Raw genomic sequence first — 22,561 nt, 5'->3', positions numbered from 1 at the left:
CGTTTTTGAATCACTATCAAGGCAAGCGACTGCGTTCGCTTGAACCACGCATCATGCAAGAACCCATTTCCGAGCAAGCGACCGCCATTGATCAACTCAGCGAAGACGCCGAAATTATTGCGCATAACGTATCGCTTGAACAAATCGCCGGCGAAGTCGGACGCCGTCGCACTTTCGGCATTATTTCCCATCCGGATGCCGGCAAAACCACGCTGACCGAAAAACTGTTGCTGTTCTCGGGCGCGATTCAATTGGCGGGTACCGTCAAGGGCCGCAAGAGCGGGCGTCATGCGACATCCGACTGGATGGAGATTGAAAAACAGCGCGGTATTTCGGTCGCCAGCTCGGTCATGCAGTTCGAGTACCGTGATCACGTGGTCAACCTGCTCGACACGCCGGGTCACCAGGATTTCTCGGAAGACACCTACCGCGTGCTGACCGCAGTCGACTCGGCGCTGATGGTGATCGATGCCGCCAAAGGGGTGGAAACCCAGACCATCAAGCTGCTCAACGTTTGTCGCATGCGCAACACACCGATCATCACGCTGATGAACAAGATGGATCGCGAAACCCGTGATCCGCTGGAATTGCTGGATGAACTGGAAACAGTGTTGAAAATCCAGTGTGCGCCCGTGACATGGCCGATCGGCATGGGCAAATCGTTCCGCGGCGTGTATCACCTGCTGCGCGACGAAATTCTGCTGTTCGCACCGGGCAACGAAAAGGCCGATCAGAGTTTCGAAGTCATCAAAGGCATCGATAATCCGCGTCTGGACGAGATGTTCCCGCGCGAAGTCGAACAGTTGCGGATGGAAGTCGAACTGGTGCATGGCGCATCCCATCCTTTCGACAAGGCAGCGTTTTTGGCTGGCGTACAGACCCCGGTATTCTTCGGTTCCGCGATCAACAACTTCGGTATCCGTGAAATTCTGAATGCGCTCATTGACTGGGCCCAGCCACCGGGCGCACGCGATGCCACAATCCGTTCCGTGGCACCGACCGAGCAACCGTTCTCCGGCTTCGTATTCAAGATTCAAGCGAATATGGACCCGGCCCATCGTGACCGTATTGCATTCCTGCGAGTCTGTTCGGGTCACTTTGAGCGCGGCATGAAGATCAAGCATCTGCGCCTGAATCGCGAGATCAAGGTATCGAACGTAGTGACCTTCATGGCATCCAGCCGCGAACAAGTCGAAGAAGCCTACGCCGGTGACATCATCGGCTTGCCTAACCACGGCAACATGCAGATCGGCGACAGTTTCTCGGAAGGCGAATTGTTGCAGTTCACCGGCATTCCCTACTTTGCACCGGACTTTTTCCGCTCGGTACGCATTCGCAACCCGCTCAAAATCAAGCAACTCATCAAAGGCTTGCAACAACTGGGGGAAGAAGGTGCGATTCAGGTGTTCAAGCCGGTGACCAGCAGCGACCTGGTGCTGGGCGGTGTTGGCGTGCTGCAGTTTGAAGTGGTTGCCAGCCGCTTGCTCAACGAGTACGGCGTCGATGCGGTATTTGAAGGTACCAGCATCAGCAGCGCACGCTGGGTTAGCTGCGACGACAAGAAAATCCTGGCCGATTTCGAAAGATCATCTGCCGGCAATCACCTGGCCCACGATGCAGCCGGCAACCTGGCGTATCTGGCGACTTCCGGTGTCAACCTGCGTCTGACACAGGAGCGCTGGCCGCAAATCACCTTCCATGAAACCCGTGAACACGCGGTCAAACTGTCCTGAATACGGATAAAACAAGAGTAAACAGTCGTAAAAAAACGGCCCCGATACATTCGGGGCCATTTTTTTATGTGCCGCACAGGATGCCATCAAGCCATCCTGCTTGCTTTTGATCACCTCAAGCCTTGTAATTCGCGTGGCTATCGACCGCTGCCAGTTGGGTTTCCTCCGCTTCCAGTTCCAGCTCCGGATCGACCTTCCCATCCAGTTGCTGATGCAAGCGCACTTCATCCAGATCGCCGGACCATTTCGCAACCACAATCGTGGCGACACCATTCCCGACTGTATTGGTCAGCGCCCGCGCTTCGGACATGAAGCGGTCGATACCGAGAATCAGCGCCAGCCCTGCGACCGGTACGTGGCCAACTGCCGACAAAGTTGCTGCCAGCACGATAAAGCCGCTGCCGGTAACTCCTGCCGCACCTTTGGAGGTCAGCAACAAGACGGCCAGCAACGTCACTTGCTGCCAGATCGTCAGTGGCGTATCCGTCGCCTGGGCAATAAACACGGCTGCCATGGTCAGGTAGATCGAGGTGCCATCCAGATTGAATGAGTAGCCGGTTGGGATCACCAGGCCAACCACCGATTGCTTGGCGCCGAGATTTTCCATCTTGCTCATCAGACGCGGCAGTACCGATTCCGAGGACGATGTCCCCAACACGATCAGCAGCTCTTCCTTGATGTACTTCACAAACTTCCAAACGCTGAAACCATGCAAACGGGTAACGATGCCAAGCACCACGAAAACGAAGATCAGGCAGGTCGCGTAGAACAGCCCCATCAGCTTGCCCAGCGACAACAGTGACCCAATGCCGTATTTGCCAATGGTGAACGCCATCGCGCCAAACGCGCCGATCGGTGCGACCTTCATGATCAGGCCAACGATGCCAAACAGCACATGCGAAAATTTTTCGACGAAATCGAATACCAGCGTACCGCGACCGCCAAAGCGATGCAGAGCGAAGCCGAACAGTACCGAAATCAACAGCACCTGCAGGATGTTGCCCTGCGCGAAAGCGTCCACAAAACTGTTCGGAATAATGTGGAAAAAGAAGTCGGTGGTGGTCTCCATCTTGCCTGGCGCAGTGTAGGCAGCAATACTCTTGGTATCCAGCGCAGTGACATCGATGTGCATCCCCGCGCCTGGCTGAAATACGTTGATCATGATCAAGCCGATGATCAAGGCAAACGTACTCATCACTTCAAAGTACAACAAAGCCAGACCGCCGGTCTTGCCGACTTTCTTCATGTCTTCCATGCCGGCGATACCGATTACCACGGTACAGAAAATCACCGGTGCGATGATCATCTTGATCAGCTTGATGAACCCGTCGCCCAGCGGCTTCATCGCAGCGCCGGTTTCCGGGTAAAAGTTACCGATCAGGACACCGATGACGATGGCGGTCAGAACCTGGACATATAGTGATTTATACAGCGGTTTTTTTGCCATTTGTTTTCTCCATTTACACATATTGTGCTTAGAATATTGCTGCCTGGCGCCGATCAAAAGCAACTTTGCACCAATCAACGGTCATCAGTCAATGGTAAAGCGCGGCAACATATTTTTTACTTGGTTTGCTTTTCCGGACTTCCGGATTGCCCTGAACCGGCCGCCGCACAAGATGGTTTGCGCGCCCCTCGGACAGGCAATAAAAATCGGAAAAGTGCGCAACTTTAGCTGAACCTGACCGCATCGTTCAAGCTATTTGCATGGATATGTGGAAATTACGTATGCCGCCGCATAAGGTGTTTTGTTGCCGTTCCGGACACAGGGAGCGCTCTTGTTCACCAAAGAGTTCCTCTCGGCAGCTCGGCATCACAACATGTTTGCCGGCTATTGCTTCACAATCGGCCCGGCGGGATACACCCTCACCAGCACGATGCGTGGTCCATTCATCTTCTTGACCAGAATATCAAAGCCATCAAACGCGACCTTCTGGCCTTCCTGCGGCAGATTTCCCAGCTTCGCCATAATCAGGCCGCCCACCGAATCGACATCCTCTATCTCCTCGATGTCAACTCCCAGAATCCGTTCCAGCGAAAAGATCGGCAAACTGCCTTTGCCCAGCAAAGTGCCATCATCAAGACGCGTCCATTCATTGTCATTCAGACGGAATTCATCGCGAATCTCGCCGACCATGGCCCCCAGCAGGTTATCCAGTGTGATGAAGCCGCTTGGCGTACTTCCTTTTTTTCCGATGATCGCGAAATGCGGTGCGCCGCTACGCACCAGGCGGAATAGCGCTAACGCAGACATGCGTGACGATACGTACTGGACCGGCCGCAGGTAACCCTGCAGGCTAGTGATCGACTTGCCCTCGCGCTGGGCAAAAAACAAGTCCTTCATATGCACTACGCCCGCCACCGTGACGCCATCGCTATCGAAATACGGATAACGGCTAAAGCGATTCCGATAAATGATTTGCAAATTTTCATGCAGGTTTAAGTTGGCGTGCAATGCCGCGACTTCATTGATCGGCCGCATCAAATCCGACACCTCGAGTTCACTGAAATCCAGTGTCTGCGCCAACACATTCCACTCATCCGGCGTGAATTTCTCACCGGAACGACTGCTGCGTAAAATCAGTTTCAGTTCGTCGGCAGAATATTGCGCATCATGGCCGTGACCGTGGCCTAAGCCGACGATTTTCAACAACCAGTTAGCGCTCGCATTCAACAACCAGATCGCCGGATACATCATCCAGTAAAAACCATACAGCGGCATCGCACTCCACATGCCGATCGCTTCAGGGGTGCGGATCGCCATGGTCTTGGGCGCGAGTTCGCCGACCACGATGTGGAGGAAAGAGATAATGAAAAACGCAAAGAAAAACGAGATGCCGTGGATCAGCTCCGGGGACGTGATGCCAATCCAGCCGAATACCGGTTGCAACAGTCCGGCAAAGGCCGGTTCACCAATCCAGCCGAGACCCAGCGAAGCCAAAGTAATACCGAGCTGACAGGCCGACAAATACGCATCTAACTGGCGGTGCACGGTGGCCAGAATCCGACCGCGGGTGCCATGTGTTTTGGCGATGGCGCGAATCCGCGTTTGACGCAATTTAACCAAACTGAATTCGGCCGCGACAAAAAAGCCATTGAGCGCCACCAGAAATAGCGCAGCGATGACCAATAACAGGTTATTCAATGAATCTCTTTCATAATATGTACTAGCCGCAAGTATAGGCGATGGCGGCGAAATCCAACCGGCACGGGCAAGTCATGCGCAAACGGGACAACTTCATGCTTGCCGCATGAAAATATCCAGGCATTTCAAACGGAACCGGTAAACGTGCAAACGGGGTCAGTATCTTTTGGCAAAAATGACCAAAAACATACTGACCCCGCCTACCTTGTTGCACCCGGTTTCAAGCTGGGGCAGCATTGATCCAATAAACTACAACATCGTCGCCAGCGCACATTGCCGATAATGCTCGGCAGCCTGCTCGGCTTGCTCCAATTCCTCGTGCAACTGGCCCAGCTTCAAGTGCGCTTCTCGTACGGTACGCGGCTCGGTCCCATCCGACAAAGCCTGCTGCAAATGGCGCTGTGCCTTACCCCACAACTTTTGCTTCAGGCATAAGGTGCCCAGCGTCAGCGCCAGTTCCGCGTCGTGTGGTTCCTTGGCGGCCCAGGCTTCGCAGCGTTCAATTTGCGTGCGCAGCGCCGGCGTGCCTTCAGCCGCAGCGGAATCACGGTACACCCGCATCAGGCGCACGTCCCACTCAACCGCCAGAGACTTCTCGACGATGCTACGTGCCTCATCCTGCATTTCACGCTGATTGAAGGCGCGCGCTGCACGAATCGCAATCAATGGCTTGACCCGGTCTTCCGCTGGAATCGTCAGCCACAGGCGCTGGATAGATTCTGCGTCATGCGCTGCATCGGAAAACAGAGCGTCGTATGCCATCTCACGCAGACGGCCGGACAGGATGGGGTTCAATGCGTCATGCTTATCCAGTGTCTTGAGCAGACGCAGTACTTCCGGCCAGTTCTTGGCTTGCTGGTTGGCTTTCAATGCCAGGCGCAAAGCTTGAATATGGCGGGTGCCGCTGGCGTTCAACTCGTTTACAGCAACCAGGGCCGCTTGCGGTTTGTGTTCATCGACCAGCAAATCAACCGTCGTCATCAGGCGTGCGGTCTTCATGACTTCCTTGTCTTCAATGCTGGAGAGCCAGATGTCGCGACGATCAGACTGGCCCATCCGATGCGCCGCACGGGCGGCGATCAAGGCGGCAACGCCAAGATTGTCATTCAATTCGGCAGCGCGAGTCGCGGCCTTTTCGGCTTGACCAAAGCGGCCCTCAAACAGCGATTTGAGTGAGTCGCGCAGCGCCTTATTGGATTTTTCCTCACGCTTCTGGCGACGATAGGAAATCACTTTTCCCGGCAATTTCTGCGTGGTCCGGACCGCCCGGATCAGCACATACAGGGCGATGAAGAATGCCCCCATCAACAGCAGGAAAAAATTCAGCGACAGGTCGATCCGATATGGTGGATAGAACAACACCACATTACCAGCGTTATAACGCGCAAGGACTGCCAGACCGATGGCAGTAGCAAACAGGGCAATAAGCCAAAGAAGAAATCGCATAAACCTATCGCTTGTTTTTGTAGGTACGGATCGCAGCCAGACTGTCCAGCGTCGGCATATTGATCGACAGATTGCTGCCTTGCACTTGCTTTAACAAGGCCTGTGCCGTCTGCGTCTGCTTGGCACGCGTATCAAAATATTTGGTGATGGTTTCCTGCGCGGCGATCAGGTCGCTACGGAACGCCGACTCATTGTGCGACAGCAAACCGAGTCGGGCATTCAGCAAACGCAGTTTCAAATTTTCACGCGCGTAGTAAGCCTGGGTCGGCGACAGCAGCAACGCGTCCGGCGTTGTTACGGTACGTACGCGTATCAACTGGCTGACTTCGGTCCACATTTCAGCGGTCCAGCTGTGCCACGCCTCCTTGAACACACCGCCCCAGTCGGTACTGGTACGGCCATTCACATTCATGCTGTGATCAGTCGGCGTCGCGCTGGGCGACTTGGCGGCGCCAGCTTTGGAACGTTTCGAAACGGCGGGCGTTATCGGCTGATTGGTTGGCTCGCTTGCGACCGACACCGGGTGCTCATCAGACAACAGCGGCATGTTGTCAATCTGGCCGATCAGGCTATCGAGACGTACCGCAATACCCGTAATGTCCAGCGTCGGCAACGCCTTGAGCCTATCGATGTCGTGCGCAATGGCGCTACGGATGATGACGAATTGCGGCTTGTCGGAACGTGCCAGATTTTTGTCCGCATTTTCCAGCGCAATCAATGCCCCCTGAACATTGCCAGCCAATTGCAGTTGCTGGCTCGCGGTGGACAAGACATCCTCAACTTCCGATAGCGCCCATTCATCGCCATTTTTCGACAAATCCTGATACAGCTGCTCAAGCGCCAGTTGCTGACTCTGCGCTTCGACTTGCTTGTTTTCCAATACCGCAATCTTGGCCTGCAATTCTTTGGTGCCATCCTGAACCGATTTCACCACAGCCTTGGTATCGTTATTGGTGCTATCGCCGGCTTGCAGGCGACGCGCTAATTCTGTACGCAACTTGACGTTTTCATTATGCGAGCTCCACCATAGAGCAACCAGCAAGCCTGCCAGGATCAACAGCAACACGTACACCGTGCGTAGTTGTTTACCGGAACTTTTACTGTTTCTTTGCTCGTACGGCTGCAGCACAGGAGCGTGCGGCGGCGTCGAATTGACTGTAGGACCAGCGGGCTGGTGCGATTCTGGGGTGGATTGCGGTGCATTCATAGTCGGAATTGTAACGCGTCGAGTAGCCGTTCGTCCCCTGAGCCAGTCAGGGTAACCGCGGTAAAACCAAGCGCATGTGCGGTAGCGGCAATGCGGGCGTGAGGAACCAGTAAATTTTGTTGTTGGATTTTTGCAACATTTGCGTCATTTCCCAACTGTTGCACCATCTGCATCAGTATCCGCAGCGCTTCCGAACTGGTGACGATCCAGTCGTTTTGGCTGTTCAGCAATTGCTGCAACCGGGTGCCAAGCGCCGCCGTCATCAACGGCGCCCGACGTCGATATGCAGGCAGCGAAAACACCTCAGCCCCCGCTGCCCGCAAACTGTCAGCTAACAGCTCGCGACCGCTTTCACCGCGTACGATCAATATTCGCTGGCCGCGCAAGCCGTGTAAATCCAGCGCTTGCAGCAACCCTTCGGAATCAGTTTTGGTAACGTCGGGCGGACTGAAAATGGTGGCATTCTGCGCCGTCACGCCGTGCCGCACCAAAGCCATGCGACTGCCTTCACCGACGATACCGATTGCCACGCGCGGCGGCCATTGCAGAATGTGCCGAAAGGCGGCGTCAATCGCATTCGGACTGACAAACACCGCCAGCGCAAAGCTATCGAGCTGAGCCAGCGTTGCCTGCAATTCGGCGCTATCGCTGAGCGGCAGAATTTCCAGCAATGGAAAAATTACCGGCTCGCGCCCACGTGCCGCTATCTGTTGCGCCAGCCCTACCGCTTGTGCTTGCGGCCGGGTAATAACTATCGGTCGCAGCTTACTCATCCTGATCGCACTCCTAATCCAGTGTTGGTATGCCAGTTTCCGTATTCGAGTTTTATTCAGCATCCTCTTTACACGCCGCCAGGATCGCAGCCGCATCTTGTGCTTGCAGCGCCTCGGCGATGCGCTGGCCCAACGCTTCCGGTGCATCTGCCGCGCCGCTGATGTCGGCGCTGGCAGTACGTAAACCGTCCGGCGTACCGATCATCGCGCGCAAACGCATAGTGGCGCCGTCGATGGTCGCAAATGCCGCCAGAGGAACCTGGCAACTGCCGCCAAAAGCACGTGACAGCGTGCGCTCGGCGGTCACCGCTTGCGCCGTTGGCAAATGATTTAGTGCTGCCAGCACCTGCTGCAGATCGTCACGGCCTTCACAAATTTCGATGGCCATCGCGCCCTGCCCCGGTGCCGGCAAGCTTTGCTCGGGTTCAATCAAGGCTTTGATCCGCTCAGCCAGGCCGAGGCGTTTCAAACCGGCCGCCGCCAGGATAATCGCCGCATATTCGCCCCGGTCGAGTTTTCCCAGACGCGTATCCAGATTGCCGCGCAGCGGCTTGATGACCAACTGCGGGAAGCGCGCCGCAATCAGCGCCTGCCGCCGCAAACTGCTGGTACCGACAATGGCGCCGGCCGGCAATGCGTCAAGAGAAGCGTAATCATTCGAGACAAACGCATCGCGTGGATCTTCACGTTCCAGCACTGCCGCCAGCGCAAAACCTTGCGGCAACTCCATCGGCATATCCTTGAGCGAATGCACTGCCAGATCCGCACGGCCTTCGGCCATGGCCACTTCCAGTTCCTTCACGAACAGGCCCTTGCCGCCAACCTTGGACAAGGTGCGGTCAAGAATTTGATCGCCGCGCGTAGTCATACCGAGAATTTCTATTACACACTGCGGATATAATTCGGCTAGTCTGGCGCGCACGTGTTCCGCCTGCCACATGGCTAGCCGGCTCTCACGCGATGCAATTACTAACTTGGAAGGAGAAGATATTTTCAACACAGGCTCTTTCAGGTTTTATCAATGGCAGCATCGTCATGGTGCATGCTTTTCATGGCAAATTTTAGCATGCGCCCTTAGCCAAATCCGATGTAAAGCGCCGTTAATATGTGCATATTGACAGCGCCGCCGTCATTTAACATCGGTCAATGTTTGCCGCACCATTCGTATTGTCGTTTGAATCACTATTTGAATACTAGTAAGCGCGCTGACAACACATTGTCAGCAATCGGCCAACCTTCATCTTTCATTCAGAAAAGCAGACTGCACGTCCACCATGGCAAAACAACCCACCCCCCCTGCACGCGCAAAGAGTACCGTCCCCAATAAAGATGCCCCGCTAAAAGAAGATATCCGCCTGCTAGGCCGCCTGCTGGGCGACGTCTTGCGCGATCAGGAAGGCGATGCGGTATTCGACGTAGTCGAAACCATACGCCAGACCGCAGTCCGCTTTCGCCGCGAGTCCGATCAGCAAGCCGGTGCCGAACTCGACAAGTTGTTAAAAAAACTCACGCGCGACCAGACCAATTCGGTAGTGCGTGCCTTTTCGTATTTTTCGCATCTGGCGAATATTGCCGAAGATCAGCATCACAATCGCCGCCGCCGCGCCCATCTGCTGGCGGGATCGGCCGCGCAACCAGGCAGCGTTGCCCATGCGTTGACCAAACTGGACGATGCCGGGGTATCTGGCGCGACAGTACGCAACTTCCTGAAAGACGCACTGATTTCGCCGGTACTTACTGCCCATCCGACAGAAGTACAGCGCAAGAGTACGCTGGATGCGGAACGTGAAATTGCCCGGCTGCTGGCGGAACGCGATCAACCGCACACGCCGAAAGAAATGCGCGATAACACCGAGCTGTTACGCGGCCGCATCGCGACCTTGTGGCAAACCCGCATGCTGCGCTATACCAAACTGACGGTGGCCGACGAAATCGAAAATGCGCTGTCGTATCACCGCATTACCTTTTTACGCGAATTGCCAGCGCTGTACGACGATATCGAAACGGAAATCGCCACCCAATTTCCGACCCGCGCCCGCCAAGCTGCCAGCATTGCGCCATTGTCCCCCTTCGTCCAAATGGGTAGCTGGATCGGTGGTGACCGCGATGGCAATCCGAATGTCAATTCGGGCACCATGCAGCACGCGTTGCAACGGCAGTCGACCACGATTCTTGACTTCTATCTGGACGAAGTCCACGCGCTGGGCGCAGAACTTTCGGTCTCGACCCTGATGGTGAGCGTCAATCCGGCATTGCAGGCACTCGCAGAGACCTCGCCCGACACTTCCGAACATCGCTCTGACGAGCCGTACCGACGGGCGCTGATCGGCATCTATGCGCGCCTCGCCGCAACCGCCCGCGATCTTGGCGCAACCAACATCCTGCGCCATGAAGTCGGTTCCGCTGCGCACTACGAAGCCGCCAGAGAATTCACGCAAGAGCTGCAAATCATCGAAGATTCACTGATCGCCAATCATGGCGGTGCGCTGGTCAAGCCGCGCCTGTCCACGCTGAAACGCGCCAGCGAAATTTTCGGCTTTCATCTGGCCTCGCTCGACATGCGCCAGAGCTCGGACGTACATGAACGCGTCCTCACTGAATTGTTCGCCCGCGCCAACGTCGAGGCCAATTACAAGCAGCTCGGCGAAGAACAGAAAATCGCCCTGCTGCTGGCTGAAATGAACAATCCGCGACCACTGTATTCGCAGTACCTCGACTATTCGGATGAAACCGATTCAGAGCTGAGCATCCTGCGCATGGCACGCGAAATTCGCCAGCGCTACGGCGCACGCGCAATTCGCAACTACATCATCTCGCACACAGAAACGGTGTCTGATTTGCTCGAAGTCCTGGTGCTGCAACAGGAAACCGGCTTGTTGCGCAAGCAGCCCGATGCCGCAAAGATTCCCGCCAAGGCAGTCGCGAATACTGAACCTGAGTTGATGGTGATTCCGCTGTTCGAAACCATTCCAGACCTGCGCGCCGCTGCCGAGATCATGAACCAGTGGATGGCATTGCCGCCGGTCGCACGCCTGATCGTGGAGCAAGGCCGCTTGCAGGAAGTCATGCTGGGTTATTCCGACTCCAATAAAGATGGCGGTTTCCTGACCTCGAACTGGGAACTATACAAAGCCGAGATCGAACTGGTACGGGTTTTCGACCGTGCCGGCGTCAAACTGCGCTTGTTCCACGGTCGGGGCGGCACTGTTGGCCGTGGCGGCGGCCCAAGCTATCAAGCCATTCTGGCGCAGCCGCCAGGCACAGTGAACGGTCAGATTCGGCTGACCGAACAAGGTGAAATTATCGCGTCGAAATTCTCCAATCCGGAAATTGGCCGCCGCAATCTGGAGCTGTTGGTGGCGGCTACACTGGAAGCCAGTCTGATGCCAAATACCGCGGTCGGCAAGCAAGCTAAAAAGCTCGGCGAATTCGAGCAATTGATGGACGGTTTGTCGGAACGCGCTTATCAGGCGTATCGCAATCTGGTCTATGAAACCCCGGGCTTCACCGACTATTTCTTTGAAGCGACACCCATTGCAGAAATCGCTGAACTGAATATTGGCTCGCGCCCGGCATCACGTAAATCAACCCGTCGGATTGAAGACTTGCGCGCGATTCCATGGGGTTTTTCGTGGGGGCAATGTCGCTTGCTGCTGCCGGGTTGGTATGGCTTCGGCAGTGCGTTGTCGGCATGGTTGAACGAAGGCGATGCCAAGAGCAAAACCCAGAAAATGACTACCTTGCGTACCATGCACAAGGAATGGCCATTCTTCGCCACGCTGCTGTCGAACATGGATATGGTGCTGTCGAAAACCGACCTGGCGGTGGCGTCACGCTACGCTGGCCTGGTCACCGATCGCAAACTGCGCAACAGCATTTTCAAACGAATCGTGCAGGAACACGAACTGACCAGCAGCTTGTTGTCATCGATTACCGGCGCCAAAGAACGACTGGCGAGCAACCCGTTGCTGGCGCGTTCGATTAAAAATCGTTTCGCCTACCTCGACCCGCTGAATCACCTGCAAGTCGAACTCATCAAACGTCACCGCAGTGTGACGGCGTCCGGCAAGACGACCGAGGAACGCGTCAAGCGCGGGATTCATTTGAGTATCAACGGGATAGCCGCAGGGTTGCGCAACACGGGCTGATCAAGGAATATTTTTTCGTCACAAGCACTATCCTGTAATAGCAAAAAACGGATAAATCATTGCGTTGATTTATCCGTTTTTTATCACTTGCGCAATTGTCCCTGGTCCGGCGCGCGCTGCAGGAACATCGTTTTCCCCATTTTTAGACCTGCTGGCTTTGCTGTGTTTCTGTAAAATTGCAGAAAACCATCCCGATCACCTGCCCGGAAAAGGCTGAAGCAACCATGACCACTTCCAACCAACCTCCGGCGCTCGCCGCCGATCTGAAATCGTTCATCGAAGGCTTGCCGAAGGCGGAATTGCATTTGCATATTGAAGGCACACTCGAGCCTGAATTGCTGTTCGCGCTGGCGCAACGGAATCAGGTCAAATTGCCATACGCAACCGTCGAAGAATTGCGTGCCGCTTATGCCTTCACCGATCTGCAATCGTTTCTGGATCTGTATTATGCCGGTGCCGCAGTGCTGCTAACCGAACAGGATTTTTACGAAATGACAGCGGCTTACATCGCCCACTGTCGCACCGACAATGTACGTCATGCGGAAATTTTCTTCGACCCCCAAACCCATACCGAGCGCGGCATTGGTATTGATGTCGTATTCGCCGGGATTGCCCGCGCTTTACGTGAAGCCCGTGATGCGCACGGCTTCAGCAGCGCGATGATCATGTCGTTTTTGCGGCATCTTTCCGAAGAAGATGCATTCACTACGCTGGAAGCTGCGCTTCCATTGCGTGAGCAATATCGCGATCTGTGGATCGGTATTGGCCTTGATTCTGCCGAACGCGGCAATCCTCCGGAAAAATTTGCCAAAGTATTTGCACGCTGCCGCCAACTCGGCTTCCATCTGGTCGCTCACGCCGGCGAAGAAGGACCACCGGAATATGTGCGGGATGCACTTGACGTGCTGCACGTTGAACGTATCGATCACGGCGTCCGCAGCGAAGAAGATCCGGCGCTGATGGAACGCCTTGCGAAACAACGAACGCCACTGACAGTGTGTCCTCTTTCGAATTTAAAACTATGCGTGGTGGACGACATGGTCGATCACAACCTGGCACGCTTGCTGCACGCCGGCCTCGCAGTGACCATCAACTCCGATGATCCTGCATATTTTGGCGGCTACATGAACGCCAACTATTTTGCAGTCGCAAAATCTCTGCGACTCAGCCGTACCGAATTGGTGAAGCTAACCAGGAATAGTTTCGAAGCCAGTTTTTTACCGGCAGCGGAAAAACAGCGATTGCTGCTGGAGCTGGATGGTTACTGCATGGCGCATTAAGTCGCGTAGAACGGAAAGGCGCAGGCGTCGCAGGAGTGTCAGAATCATTGAAAATTTTTCCCTCGGGTCGAAATGACAGCTTCCTTGGCCCCGACGTATTTCGGCTGACTCCAGCCGCTTAAAATTTCAGGTAAAAAAAAGCCCGCAGGACCTTTCGGTTGCGGGCTGAATCCAAACCTTAGGAGGTGTTGGAGGAGACAGGTGTAACTATAGCGATTCGTCGCCCAGATGTATGCTTTATTATTCGAATACCTGTTATTCCATAAACGCATAACAAAAAGTTCTTTGTATTTCCAACATATCTAACTTCAATACACACCACAATCAATCTCAATATTAAACAATCAACACCGCAGCGCCGACATCAACAAAGTATTCAAACGGAAACATTCCACAGATAGCACAGTCAAACGACAGTTAAGTTTGTCAGGTTAAAGAAGGCTCACCAGGAGAATGCGATGAGTGACAAAGAAACGCGCGACCGATTCGCGAAAGAGATGGCACGCCGCTTTGATGAGTTTACAGCTTGGGCGATTGAGCATTGGCCTGTAAAGTCGCTGCCGTTGATGCAATCTGACTTCGTTGAGTCCGGCAAGGAAATCAGCGAAATTCTCGGATCAAAACTCGCTGCAGATGAAGACGCACGCGGCAACAATGGTAATACCGTGACCCAATCTGAACTTGAGCCGCAATACGTCGGTGTCACCCCGATGCCATGGCCATAATCAGTCTTGGGCCGGAGTGAAAAATACCACCCGCCTCACGTCATTTGTCCTCGCACCATCTCAATTACAAGGAGTTCCGGTTATTTTCACAAGTGTTCTTGCTAGTACGGCATTTTTCGCGCAAGATCGGAGAGGCACCAAATAGTTTGCCTCACAGCGCAGTAACAAGCAACGCATCTGGCCATATTGGCATTTAGCAACCGCACTCGTGGAGATTACGATGGACAACGCACTTGCTGCACCGCGCCTGACACGCGCCGGGATACTATTTTCAGTAGTAGTCGATTACCAACACTATCAATGCCTTGTGTCCGCCACCACCCTCGCTGACCTGTCACATTCCAAGGATCCAAAACTGGACTTGCTGGATACGTATCGCGCCTTTCAGACCAAGATTGAAGGTGTTGCGCGGCGCGTCATTAGCGCTGGCGTCGCTGGCGTGCCGGTGGTTGTCGGTAGCGGCTATTTCCACTAGCCTTCTGGCAGAAAACTCGCGTGGTTTGACGCGAAACATGTCCGTAAAAAAGCCCGCCTTAAATCGTCGCGGGCTTTTTTATCGGCGCTTCAATACCTCCATTGCCACACCAAGCACACCGACTAACGCAAACAGGCTTGTTGTAGGCAGGTCTTAGTACGAATCGGCTTTACTTTTTTTCTTCAGTTGCCGGGGCTGTAGGTGCTGCGTCTGTAGATGGAGCGGGTGCTGGCGTGGTCAATGACGGTGCTGGTGTCGCTGGCGCCATGGTTTCCGGCAATGGCGCGTCCTTCTTCTGGCAACCGGCAAGCAATGCAGTAAATACAGCCGCGGCGAGAATTGTTTGACGAATCAGCATACGAACCTCTTTATAATTAAATGATAAAAGTGAGGCGTTATCGACATTTTCGCGCCACGAATTTTTAGACATTGCCTCGAGGAATGGTTCCAAATAAACTACCAGACAAACAACAGTTTCTGACATAAAAATATTAAAGGCAAAAATATGCGCACTACCGACGATCTGGGCAAATTCATCCTTCGCGCGACGTTAGCGATACTAATTCTTTTTCACGGCGTTTCAAAAATTTTCAACGGCCCCGGCTTTATTGTCGGTCTGATCAGCAACGCAGGCTTGCCCCCGGCAGTCGGGTACCTGGTATATATCGGAGAAGTATTGGCGCCGTTGATGATTCTGCTCGGCATCTGGACCCGTGTCGGTGCCTTGATTGTGGTTGTGAACATGTTGTTCGCGTTTGCGCTGGTGCATAGCAAACAGATTATGACGCTGTCCGATAGCGGTGGCTGGGGACTGGAACTGCAAGGTTTTTACCTGTTCACAGCGGTCGCGGTTCTATTGCTAGGCGCTGGCCGCCTCAGCATCGGCGGCAGTAGCGGTCGCTGGAATTAAACCCTGCCAAGCCAAATGCATCGTTTAGGAGACATTTAATTAGTCGGTTTACTAGTCCGCTGGCGCCAAAACCCGCTTACTCGCGGGTTTTTTTCCGCCTATTTTTCGCTCGCCAACTCCTTTTCCAAAATTTATATCGTAATTTGATATAATTTCCGCTCACCGCCACTATTCCAAGATGACAGATACCACTTCTCCCCCACTAACCAAGCAGGACTTCGAAGCGCTTTCGACTTTTCGCTATCAATTGCGCAAATTTCTGCGCTTCAGTGAAGAAGCTGCGCAAGCCAACGGCGTTACCCCTCAGCAATACCTGCTGTTACTCCACGTCAAAGGCTTCCCCGATCGCGACTGGGCCACCATTGGCGAGTTGGCGGAGCGCCTGCAATCACAACATCATAGCGTCGTCGCGCTGGTTTCCCGCTGCGAAAAGCTGATGCTGGTGCAGCGTCGTACCAGTGAAGTCGACAGGCGCCAGGTCAATATCCATCTATTGCCGGCCGGAGAACGTTGCCTGGCCACACTCGCCAGCCTTCATCACGACGAGTTGAACACACTTACCGACACCTTCAGGGTCCCGCATATCAATTTCAAAATTAATCATGAGTTCTCCTAAACAGCAACCTGGTCACTCCCATCTTCATCACCTCCGACGCGATTTTTCAGCCGATCCCCGGCTCCTCAGGATCTCATTGATAGCCGTGGTAATCGGCGCTTGCGGTACCGTGGCAGCGTTCGCGTTGCTTGGCCTGATCCATCTCTTCACGAATTTGTTTTTCTTTCAGACATGGTCGTTCGCTACACGATCGCCCGCCGAACATCATCTGGGCGCATGGGTGATCCTGTTACCGGTGACAGGTGGTTTGATCGTCGGCCTGATAGCCCGTTTCGGCAGCGAAAAAATCCGTGGTCACGGCATCCCGGAGGCTATCGAAGCTATTTTGTTTGGAAAAAGTAAAATGTCGGCGAAGGTCGCGATCTTGAAGCCACTATCCTCCGGCATCGTGATCGGCAGCGGCGGGCCGTTTGGGGCGGAAGGTCCGATCATCATGACCGGCGGCGCCATCGGTTCGCTGATCGCACAGCATTTTCACCTGACCTCGGCCGAACGCAAAACCTTGCTGGTGGCTGGTGCCACTGCCGGGATGACGGCTATTTTCGGGACGCCGATTGCGGCCGTACTGCTGGCTGTCGAACTATTGCTATTCGAATTGCGACCGCGCAGCCTGCTCCCGGTTCTCGTTGCCTGCGCCGTAGCAGGATTTACCCGGCCATTGCTGTTGGACACAGGTCCACTATTTCCGTTGCAGACTGCGGAAGTAGGCGTCGCTACCATGTTTTCCTGCATCCTCGCAGGGATTTGCGGTGGTGCGCTATCAGCCTTTATGTCGACGGCCTTGTATAAAATCGAAGATCTGTTCGGCAAGTTGCCGATTCACTGGATGTGGTGGCCGGCAATCGGCGGTCTGGCGGTTGGCATCGGTGGCTATTTCGAGCCACGCGCCTTGGGCGTCGGCTACGATGTGATTGGCGACTTGCTCAACAACCATTTGGCGTTGCAAGTAGCCCTTGGTCTGCTGCTGGTCAAAGCCATCATCTGGATGCTGGCTCTCGGCTCCGGCACCTCCGGCGGTGTACTCGCGCCGTTGTTGATTATTGGCGCTGGACTCGGCACCGTGCTGGGGCCGTTACTGCCCGGCGGCGACGTCCATTTATGGCCGCTGGTCTGCATGGCGGCAGTCTTGGCGGGCGTCCTTGGCGCACCGCTGACAGCAGCAGTATTTGCGTTCGGCCTGACCCACGACACCAACGCATTATTGCCATTGCTACTGACGACTGGCGTCGCCTATGGCTTTACGGTACTGACGATGCGGCGTTCCATCATGACGGAGAAAATTGCCCGGCGCGGCTTTCACATCTATCGTGAATACGGTGTAGACCCGCTGGAACGACAACACGTCGAAGAAATAAAGAGCAGCGTCGTGCTATCGGTCCCGGCCCATCTCAGCATAGGCGAAACGCTGATGCTGTATTTTGGTGCCGACCAGAAATATCGCTGTTATCCGGTCGTCGATGCCGAGCAACGACTGCTCGGCATGATCGATCGCGCCAGCATCAACCCTCAGGCGGACGCCGCAATACCGATCTCAACGGTGTTGATCCAGCCAGATCAAAATCATCCATTAATCGTTGCCCTGCCGAGCGAAACCTGCCGAATCGCTGCCGCCAGAATGGCGACGCATCATCTGGAGCGATTGCCGGTGGTGGCGGATCTCGACTCGAAACGCCTGGTCGGTATTATTAGTCGCAGCGACCTGATTAAAACCTACCAATCGTATTTCGACGATGAGCAAAAGCGCGAACGCCTGCTAAATAGCTGATTCGGCAGAACAGATATTCCACTGTATGGAATGGCGGTTGCTGCAATAACTCAATCGCCATCAGCGGCAAATAAAACTATTTATGCACTTGCATTCAAAACGCCCAGGGACAATAATGCAAATGAGAATCGTTACTATTTAAAGTGGCATCAGGAAATCTGATAAGGAGTCCATCTTGACCAACCCAGTGGCATCCGGAACCTCGGCAGCATCGCCGGACACGATATTGATCGACATCAATGCTTCCAACACACCGCCGGAATTACTTGTGTCAGCAGTATTGCAACGCATATCGCAGTTCAACACGCGCTACCTGGAAACCGGAGCATGTGCACAATCGGCAGCGACGATTGAATATCATTTGCGCACCCTTGCCGACTTGCCGAATTTGGCACCCGTGTTGCGTGCAACGTGTCAGCAATTATCGGAACAATGGGCATTGGTAGCGGAACGGGCGGCACCCAAGCCGCCCCGCTCCACTTCTACTTTTATAGCGCGCCTGATTTCCGGCGTTCGCGCCAATTGAATACAGGCAAAAAAAATCATGAAATTGAATTCCCCGGGAAGGGAGTAAACCCGTCTCGCCTTGGTTGCGAAGTCAGATGTATCAACCGCCAGCACCAACCACCTTCCGGTGGTTGATACAATCGGCATCGGATCGAACGTCAGACGAGCGTGTGTCTTATCGGCATTAGCCAATTCTGTAATGGTCTCTCCTCCCAATACAGTCATTAGCCAAGCCGATTTTTTTACACCTTTTTTACACCACTTCCTAGCCTGTATGCAACATGCGCGCAGTCGAAATCAGCGTAGTCCTACAACATAAATTCCACTCCTCCTACAGCAAACCAATGCCGACAGAAGTACGATAGATTCCGTACCCGCCCTCCCGCACTTTGATCGTTTGTCGCTATTTCCAGGCACGGAAATAACGCTTTTATCGCGCACAAACGCCGCACTCTTTGCCCATCGAAAGGATTCAACATGAATATCAACCTGACCCTGCTGAGCCTGACCCCCATTGTTTCTTTGATTGCCGGCATCCTGATTCTGGTCATCCCGCGTCTGCTGAATTACATCATCGCGCTGTATCTGATCGTGATTGGTCTGATCGGCCTGTTCGGTACCAGATAAGGCTTTCGCTCTTGCAATCCGGCGCGGCAAAGCACCGCCGGATTGAAACATCACCCCACTGGCAATCTGGATCTTCTTGTTATAAGCGCTTGACAGGTCCCGGGTGAATCCCCTACATTAAGCGAATGTTCTCCGCAAAATCCTATTCCTGCTCTCTGCTGCACACCACTGGCGCCCTGCCAGCGCTGCTGCTACTGCCGCTACTAGCGCTATTGCTACTACGCGCACTCTGATCTCGACCCCGTTCTGACGGGGATGCAACTGGCAAGATGCAACACTCCAGCCAGGAGCGAAAAGAAAATCCAAACGCAGTAAAACAGAGAGTCCGGCAATGGATCTCGATTCTGAAAAGCAGGATTCAATGTATTGCAAGCCACTTCCAACCAAATTCATCACTGGCACAAGCACCGCCGGGATAATTTTCGCGCGTGCGCTGATACCTCTTTCCCTGCTACTACCGCTACCGATCGGTTGCCTGGCCTCGCGTTAATCTTCAAGTGGCAGTCAGGCAGCCTTCTCGCCACAGCAGACTATTTCCCGAATTTCACCAGATCCAAGAGAGGCTCATCATGATGTTGCAAAACCCTGCTACCAAATATCGCCCGTTTCCGCCGATTCCATTGACCGACCGCACCTGGCCGAATCAGGTCATCAGCGTGCCACCGATCTGGATGAGCACCGATTTGCGTGACGGCAATCAGGCGCTGATCGAGCCAATGGATGCCGAACGCAAACTGCGCTTCTTTGAATTGCTGATCAAGGTTGGCTTGAAAGAGATCGAAGTCGGATTCCCGTCTGCATCCCAGACCGACTTCGATTTTGTGCGCAAACTGATTGAAGAAAATCGCATTCCCGACGATGTAACGATCATCGTGTTAACGCAATCGCGTGAAGAACTGATTCGCCGCACCGTTGACTCGCTCAAAGGCGCAAAACGGGCGATGGTCCATCTGTACAACTCGGTCGCGCCGGCATTTCGCAAAATCGTCTTTAAGATGTCATGTGACGAAATCAAGGAAATCGCCGTCGCCGGCACCCGACTGGTCAAGCAACTGACCGATGCACTTCCGGAAACGCAATGGCGTTTTGAATACTCTCCGGAATCATTCAGCATGACTGAACTGGATTTTTCCAAGGAAATCTGCGACGCCGTATCTGCAACATGGGAAGCGACCCCGTCACGGAAAATCATTTTTAACCTGCCATCAACCGTCGAATGCAGCACCCCAAACGTATATGCCGATCAAATTGAATGGATGCACCGCAATCTGGCGCGTCGTGATGCCGTCATCATCAGTGTCCATCCGCACAATGACCGTGGTACCGGTGTCGCTGCCGCAGAGTTGGCGGTGATGGCTGGCGCCGATCGGGTTGAAGGCTGTTTGTTTGGCAACGGTGAGCGTACCGGAAATGTTGATCTGGTGACGCTGGCGTTGAACTTGTACACCCAGGGCGTCAATCCTGGCCTGGACTTCTCTGACATCGACGTGGTCCGCCAATGCGTTGAAGACTGCAACCAGATTCCAGTCCACCCACGCCATCCTTATGTCGGCGACCTGGTATTTACCGCCTTCTCTGGCTCACATCAGGACGCCATTAAAAAAGGTTTCGCTGTACAAAAGGCCGATGCGATTTGGGAGGTCCCGTACTTGCCTATCGACCCGGCCGATCTCGGCCGCAGCTACGATGCGGTGATCCGCGTCAACAGTCAGTCCGGCAAGGGTGGCATGGCGTATTTACTGGAACAGGAATATGGTCTCGCGATGCCGCGCCGCTTGCAAATCGAGTTCAGCCGGGCGATTCAGAAAACCGCCGATGCGACTGGCAAGGAAATCGCGTCGAGCGACATCTACCGTATCTTCAAGCAGGAATACCTCGACAAGCAGGCCCCGTACAGCTATCGCGCGCACCGCATGACCGAAGATTCAAGCAAAGCCGAACCTATCCGCATCGAAATCGACATCATGCGCGACGGCCATCCGCACACTCTGCAAGGCAATGGCAACGGTCCGATCGACGCCTTCGTCAACGCACTGGGTCTGGATGTCAAGATCATGGATTTCCATGAGCACGCGATCAGCGCCGGTGCCGATGCCCAAGCCGCCAGTTATATCGAACTGCGGCTCAACGATGCGCCGACCGCCTTCGGCGTTGGCATAGATGCCAACATCGTGACAGCATCGTTCAAAGCAGTATTGAGTGCGATCAATCGACAAATCGACATCGCGAGCGAAGCGGCGAATCAGGAAACCGTACAGACGGTAGCGGCAGCGTAAGCAGCTGCCAACGATCTTAGAGGCGGTCGTGGTCAACCCATGACCGCCTGATATCTGAATCCTGATGTATTACCGTATGTTTTGGATTGCAGTGTAGCTGCGCTTTGTCGGCCACAAACGGACAAAGCGCACTCGCGTGCGCTTCAGATTGCCGAGATAGCCCGTGCTGGCGCTACTCACCGGCGCTACAACCATTTCCGTTCTTAAGCCATTGCAACAGCGGCGGTCAACGCATGGATACTTGCGCGCGCAGCAGCAAAGCCTGCTTCCTTGGCATCAGGGCCATAGTTCAACCCGTCTGCACGAACCACCTCAATATCTGTGATACCCACGAAGCCGAAGACCAACTTGAGGTAGTCCTCATGCGCGAGACCGGTAGGTGTGCCCGCATGTTTGCCACCGGAGGTCGATACGATCACCACGCGCTTGCCCTTGGCCAAACCTTCAGGGCCGCTCTCCGAGTAACGGAAGCTCACGCCGGCAACACAGATCTGATCGATCCATGCCTTGAGCTGAGTCGGGACAGTGAAGTTATACATGGGCGCGCCGATCACAATCACATCCGCTGCCATGAATTCATTCAGGATCGCTTCGCCCAAGGCGACTTCTTGCTGCTGCGCCAGATTGCGCTGTTCAGCAGGCGTGCCCTTGGCGACGAAGGTGCCGCCGGAAATATGGGCGGTGACGTCTTTGCTCAAGTCACGATAAACCAGTTCAACACCTGGCTCGGCCGATTGCAAATTGGCGACCACTTCGCGGGTCAATTGACGCGAAGCCGAAGCGTCGCCAAGAATGCTCGAATCGATATGCAATAGTTTCATGGAATTTCCGTTCAGTAAATTGAGAAGCTGTTCAAGATTGGCTGCGCACGGAGTTGATGATGCGCGACATAACATATTGAATAGATTCTGATAACGCCAGCCTGGCG

Annotated in this window: 19 protein-coding genes; 11 read left to right on the top strand and 8 right to left on the bottom strand. The window is 54.3% G+C overall.

The window, feature by feature from the left end; genetic code table 11:
* The first annotated feature begins 53 nt into the window (after positions 1–53).
* Complete coding sequence (locus tag AC3CHX_RS06725) at positions 54–1,733, top strand: peptide chain release factor 3 (protein ID WP_488643299.1); 1,680 nt, start codon at positions 54–56, stop codon at positions 1,731–1,733.
* 115 nt (positions 1,734–1,848) lie between these two features.
* Here the strand turns inward: AC3CHX_RS06725 and AC3CHX_RS06720 are convergent, their stop codons facing one another.
* The 6 genes from AC3CHX_RS06720 to hemC all read right to left on the bottom strand — a co-directional run bounded on the left by AC3CHX_RS06720 (position 1,849) and on the right by hemC (position 9,301).
* Positions 1,849–3,180 (bottom strand): dicarboxylate/amino acid:cation symporter, encoded by a 1,332-nt coding sequence (locus AC3CHX_RS06720; RefSeq protein WP_488643298.1) that lies wholly within the window; start codon positions 3,178–3,180, stop codon positions 1,849–1,851.
* Between the two features lie 384 nt (positions 3,181–3,564).
* A complete protein-coding gene (locus tag AC3CHX_RS06715; RefSeq protein WP_488643297.1) occupies positions 3,565–4,878 on the bottom strand; it encodes a hemolysin family protein in 1,314 nt (437 codons plus the stop codon).
* 249 nt (positions 4,879–5,127) lie between these two features.
* Positions 5,128–6,324, bottom strand: coding sequence for a heme biosynthesis HemY N-terminal domain-containing protein (locus AC3CHX_RS06710; protein ID WP_488643296.1), 1,197 nt, complete (start codon positions 6,322–6,324; stop codon positions 5,128–5,130).
* A 4-nt stretch (positions 6,325–6,328) separates the two neighbouring features.
* Positions 6,329–7,531: a uroporphyrinogen-III C-methyltransferase gene (locus AC3CHX_RS06705; protein ID WP_488643295.1), complete on the bottom strand. Its 1,203-nt coding sequence runs from the start codon at positions 7,529–7,531 to the stop codon at positions 6,329–6,331.
* Positions 7,528–8,304 (bottom strand): uroporphyrinogen-III synthase, encoded by a 777-nt coding sequence (locus AC3CHX_RS06700; protein WP_488643294.1) that lies wholly within the window; start codon positions 8,302–8,304, stop codon positions 7,528–7,530. The genes AC3CHX_RS06705 and AC3CHX_RS06700 overlap by 4 nt, the downstream gene beginning before the upstream one ends.
* A gap of 52 nt (positions 8,305–8,356) precedes the next feature.
* Positions 8,357–9,301, bottom strand: a complete 945-nt coding sequence (gene hemC, locus AC3CHX_RS06695) for a hydroxymethylbilane synthase (protein WP_488643293.1) — start codon at positions 9,299–9,301, stop codon at positions 8,357–8,359.
* A gap of 277 nt (positions 9,302–9,578) precedes the next feature.
* Between hemC and ppc the strand changes: the two genes are divergently transcribed.
* The 4 genes from ppc (at position 9,579) to AC3CHX_RS06675 (ending at position 14,932) form a co-directional block, all read left to right on the top strand.
* Complete coding sequence (gene ppc, locus AC3CHX_RS06690; protein ID WP_488643292.1) at positions 9,579–12,452, top strand: phosphoenolpyruvate carboxylase; 2,874 nt, start codon at positions 9,579–9,581, stop codon at positions 12,450–12,452.
* 224 nt (positions 12,453–12,676) lie between these two features.
* Positions 12,677–13,732 carry an adenosine deaminase gene (locus AC3CHX_RS06685; protein ID WP_488643291.1) on the top strand — a complete coding sequence of 352 codons (1,056 nt, stop codon included), beginning with the start codon at positions 12,677–12,679 and terminating at the stop codon, positions 13,730–13,732.
* A gap of 458 nt (positions 13,733–14,190) precedes the next feature.
* Positions 14,191–14,457 (top strand): hypothetical protein, encoded by a 267-nt coding sequence (locus AC3CHX_RS06680; RefSeq protein ID WP_488643290.1) that lies wholly within the window; start codon positions 14,191–14,193, stop codon positions 14,455–14,457.
* 220 nt (positions 14,458–14,677) lie between these two features.
* Positions 14,678–14,932 carry a DUF1488 family protein gene (locus AC3CHX_RS06675; RefSeq protein WP_488643289.1) on the top strand — a complete coding sequence of 85 codons (255 nt, stop codon included), beginning with the start codon at positions 14,678–14,680 and terminating at the stop codon, positions 14,930–14,932.
* 169 nt (positions 14,933–15,101) lie between these two features.
* Here the strand turns inward: AC3CHX_RS06675 and AC3CHX_RS06670 are convergent, their stop codons facing one another.
* Complete coding sequence (locus tag AC3CHX_RS06670; protein WP_488643288.1) at positions 15,102–15,416, bottom strand: hypothetical protein; 315 nt, start codon at positions 15,414–15,416, stop codon at positions 15,102–15,104.
* 21 nt (positions 15,417–15,437) lie between these two features.
* Between AC3CHX_RS06670 and AC3CHX_RS06665 the strand changes: the two genes are divergently transcribed.
* From AC3CHX_RS06665 to leuA, 6 genes are all read left to right on the top strand, one after another.
* Complete coding sequence (locus tag AC3CHX_RS06665; protein WP_488643287.1) at positions 15,438–15,842, top strand: DoxX family protein; 405 nt, start codon at positions 15,438–15,440, stop codon at positions 15,840–15,842.
* A 178-nt stretch (positions 15,843–16,020) separates the two neighbouring features.
* Positions 16,021–16,458 (top strand): MarR family winged helix-turn-helix transcriptional regulator, encoded by a 438-nt coding sequence (locus tag AC3CHX_RS06660; protein WP_488643286.1) that lies wholly within the window; start codon positions 16,021–16,023, stop codon positions 16,456–16,458.
* On the top strand, positions 16,445–18,223 hold the full coding sequence (locus AC3CHX_RS06655; protein ID WP_488643285.1) for a chloride channel protein: 1,779 nt from the start codon (positions 16,445–16,447) through the stop codon (positions 18,221–18,223). Before AC3CHX_RS06660 ends, AC3CHX_RS06655 begins: the two co-directional genes overlap by 14 nt.
* 175 nt (positions 18,224–18,398) lie before the next feature.
* Positions 18,399–18,749, top strand: a complete 351-nt coding sequence (locus tag AC3CHX_RS06650; RefSeq protein ID WP_488643284.1) for a hypothetical protein — start codon at positions 18,399–18,401, stop codon at positions 18,747–18,749.
* Positions 18,750–19,207: 458 nt separating this feature from the next.
* Positions 19,208–19,357 (top strand): DUF3096 domain-containing protein, encoded by a 150-nt coding sequence (locus AC3CHX_RS06645; RefSeq protein ID WP_488643283.1) that lies wholly within the window; start codon positions 19,208–19,210, stop codon positions 19,355–19,357.
* A 569-nt stretch (positions 19,358–19,926) separates the two neighbouring features.
* Complete coding sequence (leuA, locus tag AC3CHX_RS06640; RefSeq protein ID WP_488643282.1) at positions 19,927–21,633, top strand: 2-isopropylmalate synthase; 1,707 nt, start codon at positions 19,927–19,929, stop codon at positions 21,631–21,633.
* 203 nt (positions 21,634–21,836) lie between these two features.
* Here leuA and AC3CHX_RS06635 read toward each other — a convergent pair whose 3' ends face one another.
* Positions 21,837–22,454 (bottom strand): FMN-dependent NADH-azoreductase, encoded by a 618-nt coding sequence (locus AC3CHX_RS06635; protein ID WP_488643281.1) that lies wholly within the window; start codon positions 22,452–22,454, stop codon positions 21,837–21,839.
* Positions 22,455–22,561: the final 107 nt, after the last annotated feature.

This window comes from Glaciimonas sp. OK215, from assembly GCF_057787885.1.
The sequence above is the reverse complement of the archived record's forward strand: the minus strand, read 5'-3'. Positions and strand labels throughout refer to the sequence as shown.